Annotated in this window: 13 protein-coding genes, 1 pseudogene and 1 riboswitch; of the genes and pseudogenes, 9 read left to right on the forward strand and 5 right to left on the reverse strand. The window is 72.1% G+C overall.

All coding sequences use genetic code 11. The features are described from left to right. Positions 1–20 precede the first annotated feature (20 nt). The 3 genes from OG430_RS33975 to OG430_RS33985 form a co-directional block, all read right to left on the reverse strand. The gene (locus OG430_RS33975) at positions 21–695 is read right to left on the reverse strand and encodes an SCO2322 family protein (protein ID WP_442816752.1); all 675 of its coding nucleotides are present in this window, start codon (positions 693–695) and stop codon (positions 21–23) included. 2 nt (positions 696–697) lie between these two features. Further along, positions 698–1,921 (reverse strand): prenyltransferase/squalene oxidase repeat-containing protein, encoded by a 1,224-nt coding sequence (locus OG430_RS33980; protein ID WP_327356476.1) that lies wholly within the window; start codon positions 1,919–1,921, stop codon positions 698–700. A 122-nt stretch (positions 1,922–2,043) separates the two neighbouring features. Next, positions 2,044–2,117: riboswitch (cobalamin riboswitch) on the reverse strand. 136 nt (positions 2,118–2,253) lie between these two features. Continuing rightward, positions 2,254–3,291, reverse strand: coding sequence for an MBL fold metallo-hydrolase (locus OG430_RS33985; protein ID WP_327356477.1), 1,038 nt, complete (start codon positions 3,289–3,291; stop codon positions 2,254–2,256). A 217-nt stretch (positions 3,292–3,508) separates the two neighbouring features. Between OG430_RS33985 and OG430_RS33990 the strand changes: the two genes are divergently transcribed. The 6 genes and pseudogenes from OG430_RS33990 to OG430_RS34015 all read left to right on the forward strand — a co-directional run. Next, positions 3,509–4,966 carry an aldehyde dehydrogenase gene (locus OG430_RS33990; protein WP_327356478.1) on the forward strand — a complete coding sequence of 486 codons (1,458 nt, stop codon included), beginning with the start codon at positions 3,509–3,511 and terminating at the stop codon, positions 4,964–4,966. Between the two features lie 7 nt (positions 4,967–4,973). Then, positions 4,974–5,207 (forward strand): ferredoxin, encoded by a 234-nt coding sequence (locus OG430_RS33995; protein ID WP_327356479.1) that lies wholly within the window; start codon positions 4,974–4,976, stop codon positions 5,205–5,207. Between the two features lie 232 nt (positions 5,208–5,439). Further along, positions 5,440–8,196: a class III lanthionine synthetase LanKC gene (gene lanKC, locus OG430_RS34000; RefSeq protein ID WP_327356480.1), complete on the forward strand. Its 2,757-nt coding sequence runs from the start codon at positions 5,440–5,442 to the stop codon at positions 8,194–8,196. Between the two features lie 71 nt (positions 8,197–8,267). Continuing rightward, positions 8,268–8,393: a SapB/AmfS family lanthipeptide gene (locus OG430_RS34005; protein WP_327356481.1), complete on the forward strand. Its 126-nt coding sequence runs from the start codon at positions 8,268–8,270 to the stop codon at positions 8,391–8,393. A gap of 81 nt (positions 8,394–8,474) precedes the next feature. Continuing rightward, the gene (locus OG430_RS34010; protein WP_327356482.1) at positions 8,475–10,250 is read left to right on the forward strand and encodes an ABC transporter ATP-binding protein; all 1,776 of its coding nucleotides are present in this window, start codon (positions 8,475–8,477) and stop codon (positions 10,248–10,250) included. 446 nt (positions 10,251–10,696) lie between these two features. After that, positions 10,697–11,722 (forward strand): annotated as a pseudogene (locus OG430_RS34015) (ATP-binding cassette domain-containing protein); the annotation flags it as partial. 312 nt (positions 11,723–12,034) lie between these two features. Here the strand turns inward: OG430_RS34015 and OG430_RS34020 are convergent. Together OG430_RS34020 and OG430_RS34025 are read right to left on the reverse strand one after the other, a co-directional pair. Further along, positions 12,035–12,643 (reverse strand): response regulator transcription factor, encoded by a 609-nt coding sequence (locus OG430_RS34020; protein WP_327356483.1) that lies wholly within the window; start codon positions 12,641–12,643, stop codon positions 12,035–12,037. A 358-nt stretch (positions 12,644–13,001) separates the two neighbouring features. Further along, the gene (locus OG430_RS34025) at positions 13,002–13,589 is read right to left on the reverse strand and encodes a TetR family transcriptional regulator (RefSeq protein ID WP_327359333.1); all 588 of its coding nucleotides are present in this window, start codon (positions 13,587–13,589) and stop codon (positions 13,002–13,004) included. 287 nt (positions 13,590–13,876) lie between these two features. Between OG430_RS34025 and OG430_RS34030 the strand changes: the two genes are divergently transcribed. From OG430_RS34030 to OG430_RS34040, 3 genes are all read left to right on the forward strand, one after another. Then, entirely contained in the window at positions 13,877–15,250 is a 1,374-nt protein-coding gene (locus OG430_RS34030) for a glycosyltransferase family 4 protein (protein WP_327356484.1), read from the forward strand. 208 nt (positions 15,251–15,458) lie between these two features. After that, entirely contained in the window at positions 15,459–16,232 is a 774-nt protein-coding gene (locus OG430_RS34035) for a class I SAM-dependent methyltransferase (RefSeq protein ID WP_327356485.1), read from the forward strand. Further along, a complete protein-coding gene (locus OG430_RS34040) occupies positions 16,229–17,299 on the forward strand; it encodes a prenyltransferase (protein WP_327356486.1) in 1,071 nt (356 codons plus the stop codon). Before OG430_RS34035 ends, OG430_RS34040 begins: the two co-directional genes overlap by 4 nt. Positions 17,300–17,324 lie beyond the last annotated feature (25 nt).

The following is a 17,324-nucleotide window of genomic DNA, read 5'->3' on the forward strand; positions in this document are numbered from 1 at the left end:
ACGCGGTCCCGGTTCAGCGGTCAGCCCCGCCGTCGACGGGCCTGCCAGACGGCCGCGACGCCCAGCACCAGGACAGCCGCGATGCCCGCGATCAGGCCCACGGAGGGGCCGTCGTCGTCCTTGTCCTGCGCCTGGGCCTGGTCAGGAGCGCTCGACTCCTGCTTGCCGGTGCTGCCGCCGTCCGCCGCGACCTGTTCGCCGCAGCCCTTCCTCGGGTAGTCGGCGATCGCGCAGAGCAGGGCGCTGTTGTTGTAGCGCAGGGGCTTGGCGACCGCCGCGAGCGCGTCGGCGGAGGTCGCGTCGTCCGCGATCCGCGCACAGGCGGTACGCGCCTTCGGCGGGGTCTCGCCGTCCGGGGCGTCCTCGGGCGTGCCGAAGTCGATGAGCAGCGCCACCCGCTTCTGGCCGTCCTTGGGCGGCGTACTCGCGCAGATGTCCTTGAAGCCGGCGGTGCCGCGCGGCTTCGACGCGTCCTGGGAGTCCTCGCTCACGGAGAAGCGGAAGCCCTGGACGTCGCCGTCGGAGGGGCGGGCGGTCGAGGCGCCCTGGGTGGCGTACGCCCACTTGTCGCCGTCCTTGTACCAGAACGACCAGTAGCGGTAGCCGGCCGCCTGCGCGGGGGCCGCGACCAGGACGGCGCAGAACGCGGCGAGGACCGCCCCCACGAAGAGGGCGGTCCAGGGGCGGCGACTGATCGTCACAGCTGGTTCTTCTTGTTGCGGCCGCTGAACAGGAAGCCGATGCCGATGCCCGCGACCAGGCCGACGCCGACGATCCACCAGACGCTGATGCCGCTGTCGTCCTTCTCGTCCTTCTTCTCCTCGGACGCGGCGGCCTTCTCGGGGGCCGGGCCGGTCGCGTTGAGGGCCTTCACCAGGTCGGTGCCGCCGAAGTTCTTCGGGTCGGCGCCGGCGGCGTGGGCGGCGAAGATCAGCTGGGAGTAGGCGGCGGGGCCGCTCTCCTTGGCCCAGTCCGCCGCGTTCTTGGCGAGCCAGTCCGAGGACTTCTTGGCCTGGTCGGTCAGGCCGGCCGCGGCGAGGGCCACGACGGAGTCGGCGGTGTTGCCGAAGTCGGGCAGGTCCTTGGCGCCCGGCATGGCCGACATGAGGTGGTCGCCGTCCTTGCCGAGGGTGCTGGCGAGGTAGGCGGCGCCGTTCTTGGCGGCCTGCTCGACGTCGTCGGCCTTGGCGCACTTGGCGGCGGACTGCTGGTCGGCGGCCTTCACGACCAGGCCCTGGCCGAGGCTGCCGAGTACGCCGGCCGCGGTGGCATCCGCGTTGGGGGCGAGCTTGCCGGTCTTGAAGTCGGCGAGGCCGAAGGCGCCCTCGCCGTCCTTGCAGTCCATCGAGAGCTGCGGGAGCGCGTCGTACGCCGACTTGCCCTTCTGCGACTTGACCTCGGCGGGCTTCTCGCCGGCCGCGACGAGCGCGCCGACCACGATGCCGGTGGAGTTGGCGCTGCTGGGCAGGCCCGGGTTGTAGCCCCAGCCGCCGTCCTGGTTCTGCACGGACTTCAGCCAGGCCACGGCCTTCTTGACGGTCTTGTCCTGGCCGCCGAGCGCGCTCAGCGCCTGTACGGCGGCGGCCGTCGCGTCGGCCTCGACCGGGGCCTTGGAGTCGCAGGGCTCGGACGGGTCGGCCCGGAACGGCGCGAAGCCGCCGCTGTCGCACTGCTGGGCCGTCAGCCAGTCCACGGCCTTGGCGGCCGGCTTCACGCCGACGGTGTCCTGGGCGAGCAGCGCGTACGACTGGCGGAAGACGCCGTCGAACTTCGGGTCCTTCTTGCCGTAGAGCCCGGAGGGGAGGGCGGCGGGCGGGGCCGAGGACGAGGGGGTCTCGTCGGCCATGGCGGCCGGGGCTCCGGCCACGAAGAGCACGGCGGTGGCGGCGGCAAGCGCTGCCGCGCTACGGCTGATGTTCATGATGTGGCGGGTGCCTCTCCTGCGGGGGCCGGGCACGGTCCGCTGGGGCACCGGGCTCCGGATCCGTTTACCTCGACGGGATCCGATCGCCTGGACGGCGATGGAGCCAGCACGGCCGTGCGGGGCATTCCGGCTTGCCGCCTTCGTCTGGCGGCTCACGGTTGCGGGACAGCGCCGGGATTGCACCGGCTTCCCCCCGTACGGGCGTGGGATGACCCGCCTACTGTACCGGCCGGTCAGGGGCAGGATTTTTTCCCCACCCCGCCCCTTCCCGTAAGGCTGCCGCCGGCTTCGAAAGATGTCCTCAAACGCCGGACGGGCTGATAGATCAGCTACACCGCGCAGTACGTCACCGGATCGCTCCCCGGGACGGCCTCCGCGTGCCCCAGTTTCACCAGGCGGCGCAGATGGGCCTCCGCCTCCGAGACGGCGATGTTCCGGGAGCCGTAGGGGATTTCGTCCCAGGGCCGGTTCCACTCCATCTGTACCGCGAGCTGCCACGGCGTGAGCGGCGTGGCGAGCAGGGTGCGCAGGTCGCGCAGGCGCTCCTCGTGGTGGTCGAGCAGCTCCTGGACGCGGCCGGCCGCGTCGGTGAACGCGTACTGGTGGGCGGGCAGGACCTCGGCGACGCCGAGGCGGGCGATGCGTTCCAGGGAGGCCAGGTAGTCGCCGAGCGGATCAGTGACGGTCGCGTCGTCCGGGTCCTCGTACAGGCCGATGTGCGGGGTGATCTCGGGCAGCAGGTGGTCGCCGGAGAAGAGGCGGCCGTGGCCCGGCTTGTTCGCCGGGTGCTCCTCCTCCAGGTGCAGACAGACGTGGCCGGGCGTGTGGCCGGGCGTCCAGATCGCGCGCAACTTGCGCCCGGCCAGGTCGAGCAGCTCGCCGGGGGTGATCTCCCGGTCCGGGAGCGCGGAGTTGAGCCCCGGCACCGTGCGCATCCGGCCCGAGTCGCGGGCGGCGATCAGCGGCGCCAGGTGCTCCTCGGAGGCGCCGGCCGCGGTCAGCTTGGCGGTGATGTAGTCAACCCACTCGCCCGGGCGCTGCTCCTGGGTGCGCCGTACGACATGGGTGTCCGCCGGGTGCATCGCCAGCCACGCGCCCGAGGCCTCGCGCACCTGACCCGACAGACCGTGGTGGTCGGGGTGGTGGTGGGTGATCACCACGCCGTGTACGTCGCCGATCGCGACGCCGCACGCGTCGAGTCCGGCGACCAGCATGTCCCAGGAGTCCGGGTCGTCCCAGCCGGTGTCGATCAGGACCGGGCCGCGGTCGGTGTCGAGGAGGTGGACCAGCGTGTTCCCGAGCGGGTTCTTCGGGATCGGCACCTTGATGCTCCACACGCCGCCGCCGTGCTCGGTCACCTGCGTCATGGAGCGCCCCCTCTGAGCTTGACTTGCCGCCACTATAACTAGAACTAGTTTCAGTAGTAGCCCAGGTCCACCATCCGCTTCTGTCCGAAGAGTTCCCTCCGTGGACTACTTGAACTAGAACTGGTATCAGTTCTCAAAAGTCTGAGGCAGTGTCAGAAACTGCAGCGAACGCAGCGTCAGGAACCGCCCGGCCAAGGCCCGCAGGAGGCAGTCGCTCATGACCGAGCTCGTGGAACACGGAAAGCTGTTCATCGGCGGGGAGTTGGTCGATCCCCTGGGCAAAGACGTCATCGAAGTGATCTCCCCGCACACCGAGGAGGTCATCGGCCGCGTCCCGCACGCCGCGCCCGCCGATGTGGACCGCGCCGTAGCCGTCGCCCGCAAGGCCTTCGAGGAAGGCCCCTGGCCGCGGATGTCGCTCGAGGAGCGCATCGAGGTCGTCACCAAGATCAAGGACGCCTTCCTCGTGCGCCACGAGGAGATAGCGCGCACCATCAGCTCGCAGAACGGCACGCCCTACACCTCCAGCGTGATGGTGCAGTCGCTCGCCTCGATGATGGTGTGGGACGCGGCGATCACCACCGCACGCAACTTCACGTACGAGGAGAAGCGCGACGGCATCCTCGGCAAGATCCTGGTCCGCCGCGAGCCGGTCGGCGTCGTCGCGGCCGTGGTCCCTTGGAACGTCCCGCAGTTCACCGCTGCCGCCAAGCTCGCCCCCGCCCTGCTCGCGGGCTGCCCGGCGATCCTCAAGGTCTCGCCCGAGACCCCGCTCGACGGCTATCTGCTCGCCGAGATCTGCGCGGAGGCCGGCCTGCCCGAGGGCGTGCTCTCCGTCATCCCGGCCGACCGCGAGGTCAGTGAGTACCTGGTCGCCCACCCCGGTGTGGACAAGGTCTCCTTCACCGGCTCGGTCGCGGCGGGCAAGCGCGTCATGGAGGTCTGCGCCCGCAACCTCACGCCCGTCACCCTGGAGTTGGGCGGCAAGTCGGCCGCGATCATCCTGCCGGACGCCGACGTGGCGACCGCCGTCGCCGGCATCGGGCCCTTCGCCTGGATGATCAACGGCCAGGCCTGTGTGGCCCAGACCCGCATCCTCGTCCCGCGCAGCCGCTACGACGAGTTCGCCGAGGCCTTCGCGGCCTACGCGGGCAACCTGAAGGTCGGCGACCCGCTCGACCCGGCCACCGAACTCGGCCCCCTCGTCGCCAAGCGCCAGCAGCAGCGCTCGCTCGACTACATCCGCATCGGCCAGGAGGAAGGCGCCAAGATCCTCACCGGCGGCGGGCGTCCGGCCGGGCTCGACAAGGGCTGGTACGTCGAGCCGACGCTCTTCGGCGACGTCGACAACTCCATGCGGATCGCGCAGGAGGAGATCTTCGGACCGGTCATCTGCCTTATCCCGTACGGCGACGAGGCCGAGGCCCTGAAGATCGCCAACGACTCGGAGTACGGCCTCTCCGGCAGCGTATGGACCGCGGACACCGAGCACGGCATCGACATCGCCCGCCAGGTGCGCACCGGAACCTTCTCCGTGAACACCTTCAGCCTCGACATGCTCGGCCCGTTCGGCGGCTACAAGAACTCCGGCGTGGGCCGGGAGTTCGGACCCGAGGGCTACGGCGAGTACTTCGAGCACAAGATGATCCACCTGCCGAACGGGTACGAGGGGTGAGCGCCGCATGGGAGACCGCTGGCATGTAGAGGTCGACCGGGGCGTCTGCATCGGGTCCGGGATGTGTGTGAACAGCGCGCCGGGCGGCTTCACGCTCGACTCGGCCCGCCAGTCGCACCCCACCGAGGCCGAGACGGACGCCCACGAGGAGGTGCTCGCCGCGGCCGAGGGCTGCCCGGTCGAGGCGATCACCATCACGTTGCTCGGGAGCGGGGAGCCGGTCTTTCCGCCCGAGGAGTAGCCGAACCGGCCCGAGGGGCAGCTGAACCCGCCCGAGGAGCGGTTGAACCCGCCTGGGCGGTAGTTGAACCCGCCTGGGCGGCAACTGAACCCGCCTGGGCGGCAGCTCAACTCGAACAAACCGAACACCAGTTGACCCATGCGTTCCGCATGGTCATCTGATGACAGGCGCTACTGTCCGCCTCCCCGGCGGCGTGGAAATCTCGATGCCACGCCGCCAGGGAGGGGACACCATGGACAAGCGGTACGAGGTCTACGCGCTTGCCGACCGGCATTTCTACGAGACCCCGGACCGGCTGTCCACGAATGCTCCGCACCCCGCGAGCGGACAGCAGCAGGCCGCACCCTCCTTCGCCACCGCCCGCCGTGACGTTCCCGCGGGCTGGCGCTCCGAACGCGTCGGCGACTGGCTGAACTTCGTCCCGGCCGGACCCGACGACGGTTCCCGGCGCGGGCTCCAGCAGGGCTGGAAGATCCACGCCTCCGCCACCCGGCAGAACGCGGACCGGATCGCCGCGCTGGTGTGGGACTACTGCATATCGCGCGGCATCCCCTTCAAGTTCGTACCGGCGGCGCATCTGCTGCACCTGCGCAACAGCAAGTACGCGGGACGCGACAAGAGCGGCAAGTTCGCCACCATCTACCCGGACGGCGAAGGGCAGTTGCGCGCCGTCCTGGAGGAGCTGGGGGAGCTGCTGCGCGGCCTGGAAGGGCCGTACATCCTCACCGATCTGCGCTGGCAGGACGGCCCGCTCTATGTGCGGTACGGCGCCTTCACCCGCCGCTTCGTCGCCGATGAGCGCGGCAACCTCGTGCCCGCCATCGAGGACGGCACCGGCAAGCTGGTGCCCGACCCCAGGGACCCGGCCTTCAAGGTCCCGGCCTGGGTGACCCTGCCCGCCTTCCTCGAACCCGAGCTCGCGGCGCGCAACGAGACGACCGTCGGCGACCTGCCCTACCGCTTCGAGAAGGCGCTGCACTTCTCCAACGGCGGCGGCGTCTACCGGGGCCGCGACACCCGCGACGACCGCAAGGTCGTCCTCAAGGAGGGCCGTCCGCACGCCGGTCTGGCCGCCGACGGGGCCGATGCGGTGGCCCGCCTGGGGCGCGAGAAGGCCGCCCTGGAGCGGCTGTCGGGGCTCGGGGTCGCACCCGAGGTGCGGGACTGGTTCACCCTCGGCGACCACCGCTTCCTCGTCATGGACTTCGTGGAGGGGCGCACCCTCAACTCGTTCTTCGCGGAGCGCCATCCGCTGATCACGCACCGGCCCGATCCGGACGCGGTGGCCTCGTACACGGACTGGGCGCTGCGCATCCACCGTGCCGTCGAGGAGGCGGTCGCGGCCGTGCACGGGCGCGGGATCGTCTTCAACGACCTGCACATGTTCAACATCATGGTCGCGCCCGACGAACAGACCGTGTCCCTCCTCGACTTCGAGGCCGCCGCGCCCGTCGAGGAACGCGGCCGGCAGCTCGTCGCCAGCCCGGCGTTCATGGCCCCGCCGGATCGCACCGGGACCGACGTCGACCGCTATGCGCTGGCCTGTCTGCGGCTCGCGCTGTTCCTGCCGATCACCACGCTGTTCGTCGTGGACCGCGGCAAGGCGGCCCATCTCGCCGAGATCATCTCGACCGAATTCCCGGCTGTGCCGAGGGAGTTCCTGGACGAAGCCGTCGCCGAGATCACCCGCGACGCACGAGAGGTGCCGGCCGCCGCGGGGGTGGCGGTCGGCGCGGAGATACCCGGTGCCGGGTCGGCGACCGGAGGGGGGCCGACGACCCGGGCGGGGGCCACCGGCACCGCACGGGCGGGACTTGCCGGAGCACCTGCCGCCGCCGCGCCCCTCGTCGAGCCGGGCGACTGGCCCCGCAGCCGTGACTCGATGGTCGGGGCGATCCTCGCCTCCGCCACACCGGAGCGCGACGACCGGCTCTTCCCCGGCGACATCGCCCAGTTCACCGACGGCGGCGGACTCGGCCTCGCCCATGGTGCCGCCGGGGTCCTGTACGCCCTCGCCGAGACCGGCGCCGAACGCTACGAAGCGGGCGAGAGCTGGCTGCTCGGCCACACCGACCAGGTGCCGCTCGGCACACCGCCCGGCCTGTACGACGGACTCGCGGGCGTCGCCTTCGCCCTGGACCGGCTCGGCCACCCGAAGCGCGCCCTCGACCTCGTCGAGCAGGTCCTCGCCGAGCGGTGGCAGCGCCTCGGCCACGATCTGCACGGCGGCCTCGCCGGACTCGGCCTGACCCTCGACCACCTCGCCCGCACCACCGGGGAAACCGCCCTGGCCGAACGGGCGTTGGAGGCCGGGCAGCTCGTCGCCGACCGGATCGTCGCCCTGCGCGACGCCGACCGCGCAGGGAGCGGGCCGCGACGGCGCGCGGGACTGATGCACGGCATGGCGGGACCCGCCCTGTTCCTGCTGCGGCTGTACGAGCGCACCGGCGCACCCGAGCTGCTCGAACGGGCCGCGGACGCGCTCCGGTTGGACCTGGACAAGTGCGTCGTTCCGCAGGACGGCAGCCTCCAGGTCGACGAGGGCTGGCGCACCATGCCGTACCTCGCGGACGGCAGCGTGGGCATCGGCATGGTGCTCGACGACTGGCTCGCGGCCCGCACGGGCGGCTCGCCGCCGGACGAGACCGTCGAGGCCTTCGCGCAGGCGCGCACCGGCATCCTGGCCGCCGCGACCGCCCGCTTCTACGCCCAGCCCGGCCTCTTCGCGGGCCGCGCCGGAATGATCCTGCACCTCGGCCGCACCACCACGCCGGAGGCGAGCCCCGACCTGTTGGCCGCGCAGATCGCGGGGCTCGGCTGGTTCGCGATGCCCTACCAGGGCCAACTCGCCTTCCCCGGCCACCAGATGATGCGCCTCTCCATGGACCTCGCCACCGGAACGGCCGGCTGCCTCCTCGCCCTGGGGGCGGCGCTGGGCGAGGCCACCCGCGTACACCTGCCGTTCCTCCCGCCGCTCAGGCGGCCCTGAAGCCGGCTCCGCGCTGTAGCGGAGCCGTAGCAAGACGAACCCCGTCCCCACACATGAAGGAGAGGGAAACCATGGCACTTCTGGACCTGCAGGACATGGAAGCCGAAGAGATGACCGGTGGCGGCGGCGGTGGCGGCGGCAGCAGCGCGAGCCTGCTGCTCTGCTGGAGCGCGGCGAGCATCGTCCTTTGTCTCTGACGGTTCTCTGACGGGCGGGCCCTCTCCCCTCAACGGGAGGGCCCGCCCCCACGCGCGCCCGACGCAGGGAGTTGACGCCCCATGAAGGCATCCGGTGACGAGCTCCTCGGCGCGGCGACCCGGTACAGCGCGCTGCGCTGCACCGCCTTGGCGCTGCTGACCGTCGCCTCGGCCGGCGCCGCCCTGCTGCTGCCGTACGCGCTCGCCCGCACGCTCGACGCGATCTTCACGGCGTACGCCGCCGGGGTCATGGACTCCGTCGGCGGCGAGGTCGGCCGCTGGCTGCTGATCAGCGCGGCCCTGCTCGGCGGGATGACCGTCCTGGACTCTTGCGAGGAGATCCTGACCGGCACCACCAACGCCCGCACCACGGCCTGGCTGCGACTGCGGCTGCTCCGCCACGTCCTCGCGGCCGGACCCCGGACCACCGCCCGCTTCCCGGCCGGCGAACTGCTGGCCCGGCTCGTCGGCAACACCGCCCAGGCCGGGCCCGCCCCCGCGACCTTCGCCGCGCTGCTCGCCGCGCTGGTCGCGCCGCTCGGCGCGATCGTGGCGCTGGCCCTGCTGCACCCCTGGCTGGCCATCGTGTTCCTGGCCGGCGCACCCGCTCTCGCCCTTCTCCTACGTTCCTTCGCCCGCGCCTCGTCCGACTGCGTGGCGCAGTACCAGCGCATCCAGGGCGACATCGCGGGCCGCCTGACCGAGGCGATCGGCGGCGCCCGCACCGTCGCGGCCGCCCGTACGGAGGAGAAGGAAGCCGGGCGCATCCTTGAACCCCTGCCCGAACTGGCCCGGCAGGGCCGCCGGATGTGGCGGATCCAGGGCCGCGCGAGCGGCGGCGCGGTGGCGCTCGCCCCGCTGCTGCAGATCGCGATCCTGGTGACGGCGGGCCACCTGGTCCTGGAACACCGGCTCACCGTCGGGCAGTTGCTGGCCACCACCCGCTATGCCGCGCTCGCCACCGGCGTCGGCGTCCTCGTCGGCCACCTGGCGGGCCTCGTCCGCGCGAGGGCCGCGGGACAGCGCCTCGGCGAGGTCCTGTCCGAGCCCGCACCGGGGCACGGAAGCGTCGAAGTGCTGGACGGGCAGGGCGAGTTGAAGCTGCGCGGCATATCCGCCCACCGTGACGGCCGCCCCGTCCTCGACGCACTCGACCTCACCGTCCCCGCCGGTACGACGCTCGCGGTGGTCGGTGTGTCGGGCGCGGGCAAGTCCCTGCTCGCGGCGGTCGCGGGGCGCCTCACGGACCCCGACGCGGGAACCGTCCTGCTGGACGGCGTCCCGCTGCCCGACCTGACCCGTGCCGCCCTGCGCCGCGAGATCGGCTACGCCTTCGAGCGCCCGGCGCTGCTCGGGGGCACCCTGGGCGGAACCATCGCGCTCGGCTCCGACACCTCCTCCCGGGACGACGTCGTACGCGCCGCCCGCGCGGCCCGCGCCGACGGCTTCGTACGGCGACTGCCCCAGGGCTACGACACCGCCTGCCTGGACGCCCCGCTCTCCGGCGGCGAGGTCCAACGGCTCGGTCTGGCAAGGGCGTTCACGCACGGTGGTCGACTGCTGATCCTGGACGACGCGATGTCCAGCCTCGACATGATCACCGAGCACGAGATCGCCGACGCCCTGCTCCGCCACACCCCGGCGACCACCCGCCTCGTCGTGGCCCACCGCGCCACCACGGCGGCCCGCGCCGACACGGTGGCCTGGCTCGACGGCGGCCGGATCCGGGCGCTCGGGCCCCATGCGGTGCTGTGGCGCAATCCGTCGTATCGGGCGGTGTTTGCGGGGGACGGGGAAGGCGGGGACGCGGGCGCGGGCGCGGGCGCGGCTGAGAGTGAAGGGGAGGGCGGCGCATGAGCCCGGCGGCTCAGGGGGGTGCGGCGCCCGGCCCGGGAGAGGCCAAGAGCGGGGCGGGTGGCCCGAGCCCGGGAACGTACCGCCGAGGTCTTCGCTTCCTGCGCCGCCGCCCCCGCGTGCTCCTGCGGCTCACGGTCTGGTCCGTCCTGGAGACCGGGCAGACCTTCCTCATGGGCTACGCCCTCGCGCGCGCCCTCGACGACGGGTTCCTCGCGGGGCGGCAGAGCACCGGACTCGGCTGGCTCGGGCTCGCCGCGCTCGCGGTCCTCGCTGGTGCGTACGGCACGAACCGGGTGTATCTGGCCGTGGCCGAACTGGTCGAACCCGTACGGGACTTGCTCGTGCGGCGCGTCGTCGACAGAGGGGTGCGGGACGCCGACGGGGGCGCGGTCTCGCGGCTCACCCAGCAGGTGGAGATCGCCCGCGACACCTTCGCCGGCCTGATCATGGTGTCGCGTTCCTTCCTCTTCACCGCCGCGGGGGCGCTGATCGGGCTGTTCGCGCTCGCGCCGCCCCTGCTGTTCGTGGTGCTGCCGCCGCTCGTCCTGGGCGTGGCCCTGTTCCTCACCACACTGCGGCCGCTCGCCGCGCGGCAGGAGGCGTTCCTGGTCGCCGACGAGGCCGTGTCGGCCGACCTCGCGACGGTGGCGCCGGGGCTGCGCGACGTCACGGCGGCGGGCGCCGAGCGGGCCGTCGGGGAAGCGGCGGGCGAGCTGGTCGAGGCGGAGTACCGGGCGGCCCGGAGCCTGGCCCGCTGGGGGGTCCTGCGGGTCCTCGCCCTGGGCATCGGGGGCCAACTCCCGCTCCTGCTCCTCCTCGTGACCGCCCCCTGGCTCCTGCGCCGGGGCGTGTCACCCGGCGCCCTGGTCGGCGCCCTGACCTATGTCGCCCAGTCCTTGCTGCCCGCCCTGCAGAACCTGGTGCACGGCCTGGGCGCGAGCGGTTCACGGCTCGTGGTCGTGCTGCGCCGGTTGACGGCCGAGGCGCCGGCCCCGAGGTTCCCGGACCGGCGGGCCACGGTCCCGGCGCCGTCGGCCGGCGCGCCCGCCCTGGAGGTCTCCGCGCTCACGTTCGCGTACGGCCCGGGCGCGGACCCCGTGGTGAAGGGGCTTGATCTGGTCGTTCCGCGGGGCGGGCATCTCGCGGTGGTGGGGCCCAGCGGCATCGGGAAGTCCACGCTGGCCGGGCTCGTCGCGGGGCTCCTGGTGCCGGACGCGGGCGGGGCGTGGGTGTGCGGGGAGCCGGCCCGGTCCCAAAAGGCCGTCCGGCGAAGGGTGTTGATCCCGCAGGAGGCGTACGTCTTCACCGGCACGCTCCGTGCCAACCTCGGGTATCTGCGACCGGACCCGGTGCCCGACGCCGAACTGCTCGCCGCCGCCGGGGCGATCGGCCTCACCCCGGTCATGGACCGGATCGGCGGGCCCGACGCGCCCCTCGACCCGGCGACGCTCTCGGCGGGGGAGCGGCAACTGGTCGCGCTCACCCGCGCCTACCTCTCGCCCGCCCCCCTCGCCCTGCTCGACGAGGCCACCTGCCACCTGGACCCGGCCGCCGAGGCCCGTGCGGAACGCGCCTTCGCGGCCCGCCCCGGCACCACCCTCGTGGTGATCGCCCACCGCATCAGCTCGGCCCATCGCGCCGAACGGACCCTGGTGATGGACGGGACGCACACCGTCTGCGGCAGCCACACCGAGCTGCTCACCCGCTCGGCGCTCTACCGGGATCTGGCCGGCACCTGGTCACAGCAGGGGGCGCAGCAGGGGCAGGCCCCGCGGGGCGAGGGTTCAGAGCCAGCCCTCGCCCTGCGAGATCCGGATCGCGTCGACCCGGTTGCGCGCCCCGATCTTCCGCGTGATGGCGGCCATGTAGTTGCGCACCGTGCCGTGGGACAGATGCAGACTGCCCGCGATCTCGGCGACCGAGGCCCCCTGCGCGGCCAGTGACAGCACGCTCAACTCCCGTTGCGTCAACGGCATCTTGGCCGCCTTGAGGAAGCCGAACCCGAGCGATTCGTCGATGAACGCCTGTCCCTTGGCGACCGTCCTTATGCCATGGATCAGTTCCTCCGGTGAGCTGTCCACGTCGATGTACCCGAGGGCGTGTGCCTCGGCGGCCCGTCGCAGCAGGCCGGGACGGCTCGCACTCGCAATCACCAGGAGCCGGCACTCCCCGGCGTCGGGAAAGCGGTACGGCAGCTCGCCCAGCGGTGCGATGCCGTACGAGTCCGAACAGTCCAGGTCCGCGACGCACACATCGGGACGCAGGGCTCGGGCCCGGCCGGGGGCGCTGCGCCAACAGGCGTGATGAGCCTCCAAGTCCTCCTCTCCGGCCAGGCGTTCGGCTAACGCCGAGCGCAATAATCGTGCTTCGTGCACCAGAAGTACCCGGATCACGTTTGCCCCTCCAGCTCCCCGCTTACCGGTTCTTCACGTCGGCACGCCCACCATTCTGAGCGGCGAGTGCCCCTGCAGGGGCGGGAGAACCGGCCAAGGGGAGGCACGGGGGCGCACACCCGCGCGCAGGTGAAGCATGCGCGCAACTGCCCTTGCGGAACGGCCACTTGGCGCACACCTGGTGGCCACACTGTGGACCGAGCGGCGCGCCGGGAGAGACGGCCGGGGAGGGGTGGGCGCCGGAGGCCGTGAGGTCGTGGGGGCGCGGGGTCGTGAGGTCGGCCAGTGGGTCAGGACTCGGCGGTCGTGAGGTCGGCCAGTGGGTCAGGACTCGGCGGTCGTGAGGTCGGCCAGTGGGTCAGGACTCGGCGGTCGTGAGGTCGATCAGACGGCAGACCGTCTCGATGTCGATCTTCACTTGTGCGATCGACGCACGCCCCGAGAGCCAGGTGATCAGCGCCGAGTGCCAGGTGTGCTCGATCACCCGGACCGCGGAGAGCTGCTGCGGCGTCGGATTCTCCAGGCCCATCGCGTCCAGGATGATCGCCGTGGTCAGCCGCGAGACCGTGTCGACCTCGGGGCTCACCGAACGATCGGCGAAGGTCAGGGCCCGGACCATGGCGTCCGCGAGGTGCGGCTCGCGCTGCAGGGCGCGGAAGGCCCGCATCAGGGTCTCGGCGACCCGCTCGGCCGCGGAGTCACCGGCGGGCGGGCGTTTGCGGATGGTGGTGTGCATGTGCTGCAGCTGATCCTGCATGGTCGCGACCAGCAGGTGGACCTTGGACGGGAAGTACCGGTAGAGCGTCCCGAGTGCGACGCTCGACGACTCGGCGACCTCGCGCATCTGCACCGCGTCGAATCCGCCCCGGCTGGCCAGCTGGGCGCTGGCGTGCAGAATGCGGCGCCGGCGGGCTTCCTGGCGTTCGGTCAGGGCGGGAGGCGCCATGCCCGAAAGGCCGGCAAGGCCGGAAAGATCGCTGCCGCCGGATTCCTTCGCTTCCGCACTCATATGTCCCGTTCCACGGTGTAGATCCGGCGGGCCTGGGAACCGGGCCCGCGAGCAGCACAGCATGGCAGGGCGCAAGTCGTGGCGCGAATCACCTGATCCAGGCCTTCCAGGTTGCTTACCTGCCGGTAAATTCAAAGCTCCTTGAACGATCAAGTCTGAAACTTGTTCTAGGTTAGCGTCCCGGCGTAATGTCGCGGGACAGTGCTGGGAGAAGGGGGCCGCGAGTGACCGCTGAGGCCATAGAGACGGGCAGCTCCCGCAAGGGGTCGCGCGTCCCATCGCCCGAGTCGCCCGCGCGGTCCGATGCCGACGACGGCCGGCCGCTGCGGATCGCGCTCCTCACCTATAAAGGGAACCCGTTCTGCGGGGGCCAGGGCGTCTACGTACGCCATCTCTCCCGCGAACTCGCCCGCCTCGGCCACCAGGTCGAGGTGATCGGCGCCCAGCCCTACCCGGTGCTCGACTCGCTCGGCGAGGGCGTCACGCTCACCGAGCTGCCGAGCCTCGACCTGTACCGCAGCCCCGACCCGTTCCGCACCCCGAAGCGGGACGAGTTCCGCGACTGGGTCGACGGCGTCGAGTTCGCCACGATGCGCACCGGCGGCTTCCCCGAGCCGCTCAGCTTCTCGCTGCGCGCGCGCCGCCATCTGGCCGCCCGGCAGGGCGAGTTCGACGTCGTGCACGACAACCAGACGCTGGGCTATGGCCTGTTGGGCGGACCCGGTGTGCTGGGCGCACCGCTCGTCACCACCATCCACCACCCGATCACGGTCGACCGTCGGCTGGAGCTGGACGCCGCCCCGGACTGGCGCAAGCGCGCCTCCGTGCGGCGCTGGTACGGCTTCACGCGCATGCAGAAGCGCGTCGCACGCCGGCTGCCGTCGGTGCTCACCGTCTCCGGTACGTCGCGTCAGGAGATCGTCGACCACCTCGGGGTGCGGGCCGACCGCATCCACGTCGTCCACATCGGCGCCGACACCGACCTGTTCTCGCCGGATCCGTCCGTGCCCGAGGTGCCGGGGCGGATCGTGACGACGTCGAGCGCGGACGTCCCGCTCAAGGGCCTGGTCCACCTGATCGAGGCGCTGGCGAAGCTGCGTACCGAGAACCCGGCCGCGCACCTGGTCGTCGTCGGCAAGCGCGCCGAGGACGGCCCGGTCGCGACGGCCATCGAGCGGTACGGCCTCGAGGGCGCGGTCGAGTTCGTCAAGGGCATCACCGACGCCGAGCTGGTCGATCTGGTGCGGTCGGCGCAGGTCGCGTGCGTACCGTCGCTGTACGAGGGCTTCTCGCTGCCGGCCGCGGAGGCCATGGCGACGGGTACGCCGCTGGTGGCCACGACGGGTGGGGCCATCCCGGAGGTCGCCGGGCCCGACGGGGAGAGCTGTCTTGCTGTGCCGACCGGGGATGCGGGGGCGCTGGCCTCGGCTCTTGCCCGCTTGCTGGACGACCCCGAGCTCCGGGCACGGCTCGGCGCCGCGGGGCGCTCGCGCGTGCTGGCCAAGTTCACCTGGGCGCGGGCGGCGGAGGGCACGGCCGACCGGTACCGGGAGGCGATCGCCGTCGCGCAGGCTCGGCGCGGTGCGGGGTCGCGATGAGTTTTCTCCCCCACCCCGCCCCTTCCCGTAAGGCTGCCGCCGGCATGAATCAGCCCGTCCGGCGTTTGAGGACGCGGGGGGTCTGGGGGCGCAGCCCCCGGCCTCCGGAGGATTTCGGGAAGGGGCGGGGCGGGGAGACAAACGGCCTCAGCCACCACCGACCCGCACTTTTGACAATGCCCCGACCCATCCGCGAAGGCAGGCCCGCGTGCTGACCGTCGACTTCACCCGCTTCCCGCTCGCCGCAGGCGACCGCGTCCTGGACCTCGGCTGCGGAGCCGGAAGGCACGCCTTCGAGTGCTACCGCAGAGGCGCCCAGGTCGTCGCGCTCGACCAGAACGCGGAGGAAATCAAAGAGGTCGCCAAGTGGTTCGCGGCGATGAAGGAAGCGGGCGAGGCCCCCGCCGGAGCCACCGCCACCGCCATGGAGGGCGACGCCCTGGCGCTCCCCTTCCCCGACGAGTCCTTCGACGTCGTGATCATCTCCGAGGTCATGGAGCACATCCCGGACGACAAGGGCGTCCTCGCCGAGATGGTCCGCGTCCTCAAGCCGGGCGGCCGCATAGCGGTGACCGTCCCGCGCTACGGACCCGAGAAGGTCTGCTGGGCGCTCAGCGACGCTTACCACGAGGTCGAGGGCGGGCACATCCGCATCTACAAGGCCGAAGAGCTCCTGGGCAAGATGAAGGAGGCGGGCCTGAAGCCGTACGGCACCCATCACGCCCACGCCCTGCACTCGCCCTACTGGTGGCTCAAGTGCGCGTTCGGCGTCGACAACGACAAGGCCCTGCCGGTCCGCGCGTACCACCAGCTCCTGGTCTGGGACATCATGAAGACGCCCGGCATCAGCAAGGTCACCAAGCTCGCCGAGCGGGCCCTCAACCCGGCCATCGGCAAGAGCTTCGTCGCCTACGCCACCAAGCCGCACCTGCCCAAGGCCGCCGCTGAGACCGCCGAGGCCTCCGTGGCGGGCGCCAAGTGACGACACCCCGGACGGAACACCTGGTGCTGCCCGGGGTCCTCGACCAGGAGCAGGCCGCCCAGACCGTACGGGGCATCCTCGCGGTGCAGCGCGCGGACGGCGCCATACCGTGGTTCCGCGGGCACCACCTCGACCCCTGGGACCACACCGAGGCCGCCATGGCGCTGGACGCGGCGGGCGAGCACGCGGCCGCCGAGCGCGCCTACGACTGGCTGGCCCGGCACCAGAACGCGGACGGCTCCTGGTACGCGGCGTACGCCGACGGGGACTTCGAGGCGCCGACCGACCGGGGCATAGAGTCCAACTTCTGCGCGTACATCGCCGTCGGCGTCTGGCACCACTACCTGGCCACCGGCGACGACACCTTCCTCGACCGCATGTGGCCGGCGGTGTACGCGGCGATCGAGTGCGTCCTCACCATGCAGCAGTCCGGCGGCCAGATCGGCTGGAAGCGCGAGGAGGACGGGACGCCGGTCACCGACGCCCTGCTCACCGGCAGCTCCTCCATCCACCAGGCCCTGCGCTGCGCCCTCGCCATCGCCGAGGAGCGCGAAGAGCCGCAGCCCGACTGGGAGTTGGCGACCGGCGCGCTCGGCCATGCGATCCGCAGTCACCCCGAGCGGTTCCTCGACAAGGACCGCTACTCCATGGACTGGTACTACCCGGTCCTCGGCGGCGCGCTGACCGGCCCCGAGGCCAAGTCCCGCATCGAGGACGGCTGGGACCGCTTCGTCGTGCCGGACCTGGGCGTGCGCTGCGTCGTCCCGAACCCCTGGGTCACCGGCGGCGAGAGCGCCGAACTCGCCCTCGCCCTCTGGGTGATGGGGGAGTCGGACCGGGCCCTGGAGATCCTGCAGTCCATCCAGCACCTGCGCGACGAGGAGTCGGGCCTGTACTGGACGGGTTACGTGTACGGGGACCGGGCGATCTGGCCCCAGGAGCTCACCGCCTGGACGGCGGGCGCGCTGCTCCTCGCCGTCGCCGCACTGGGCGGCGACGAGGCGACGTGCGCGGTCTTCGGCACCGGCCGGCTCCCGGCGGGACTCGAACCCGACTGCTGCCGCTGAGCGGTTCTCCCTGCGGCGGCCCTGG

It is taken from the genome of Streptomyces sp. NBC_01304 (genome assembly GCF_035975855.1).
In the GTDB taxonomy this organism is placed as follows: domain Bacteria; phylum Actinomycetota; class Actinomycetes; order Streptomycetales; family Streptomycetaceae; genus Streptomyces.

What these genes read in the sequence shown, in the direction of transcription:
- OG430_RS33990 (WP_327356478.1), top strand. Translation starts at nt 3,509, where the DNA reads ATGACCGAGCTCGTGGAACACGGAAAGCTGTTCATCGGCGGGGAGTTG.
- OG430_RS34025 (WP_327359333.1), bottom strand. Translation starts at nt 13,589, where the DNA reads ATGGCGCCTCCCGCCCTGACCGAACGCCAGGAAGCCCGCCGGCGCCGC.
- lanKC (WP_327356480.1), top strand. Translation starts at nt 5,440, where the DNA reads ATGGACAAGCGGTACGAGGTCTACGCGCTTGCCGACCGGCATTTCTAC.
- OG430_RS33980 (WP_327356476.1), bottom strand. Translation starts at nt 1,921, where the DNA reads ATGAACATCAGCCGTAGCGCGGCAGCGCTTGCCGCCGCCACCGCCGTG.
- OG430_RS33995 (WP_327356479.1), top strand. Translation starts at nt 4,974, where the DNA reads ATGGGAGACCGCTGGCATGTAGAGGTCGACCGGGGCGTCTGCATCGGG.
- OG430_RS33985 (WP_327356477.1), bottom strand. Translation starts at nt 3,291, where the DNA reads ATGACGCAGGTGACCGAGCACGGCGGCGGCGTGTGGAGCATCAAGGTG.
- OG430_RS34010 (WP_327356482.1), top strand. Translation starts at nt 8,475, where the DNA reads ATGAAGGCATCCGGTGACGAGCTCCTCGGCGCGGCGACCCGGTACAGC.
- OG430_RS34005 (WP_327356481.1), top strand. Translation starts at nt 8,268, where the DNA reads ATGGCACTTCTGGACCTGCAGGACATGGAAGCCGAAGAGATGACCGGT.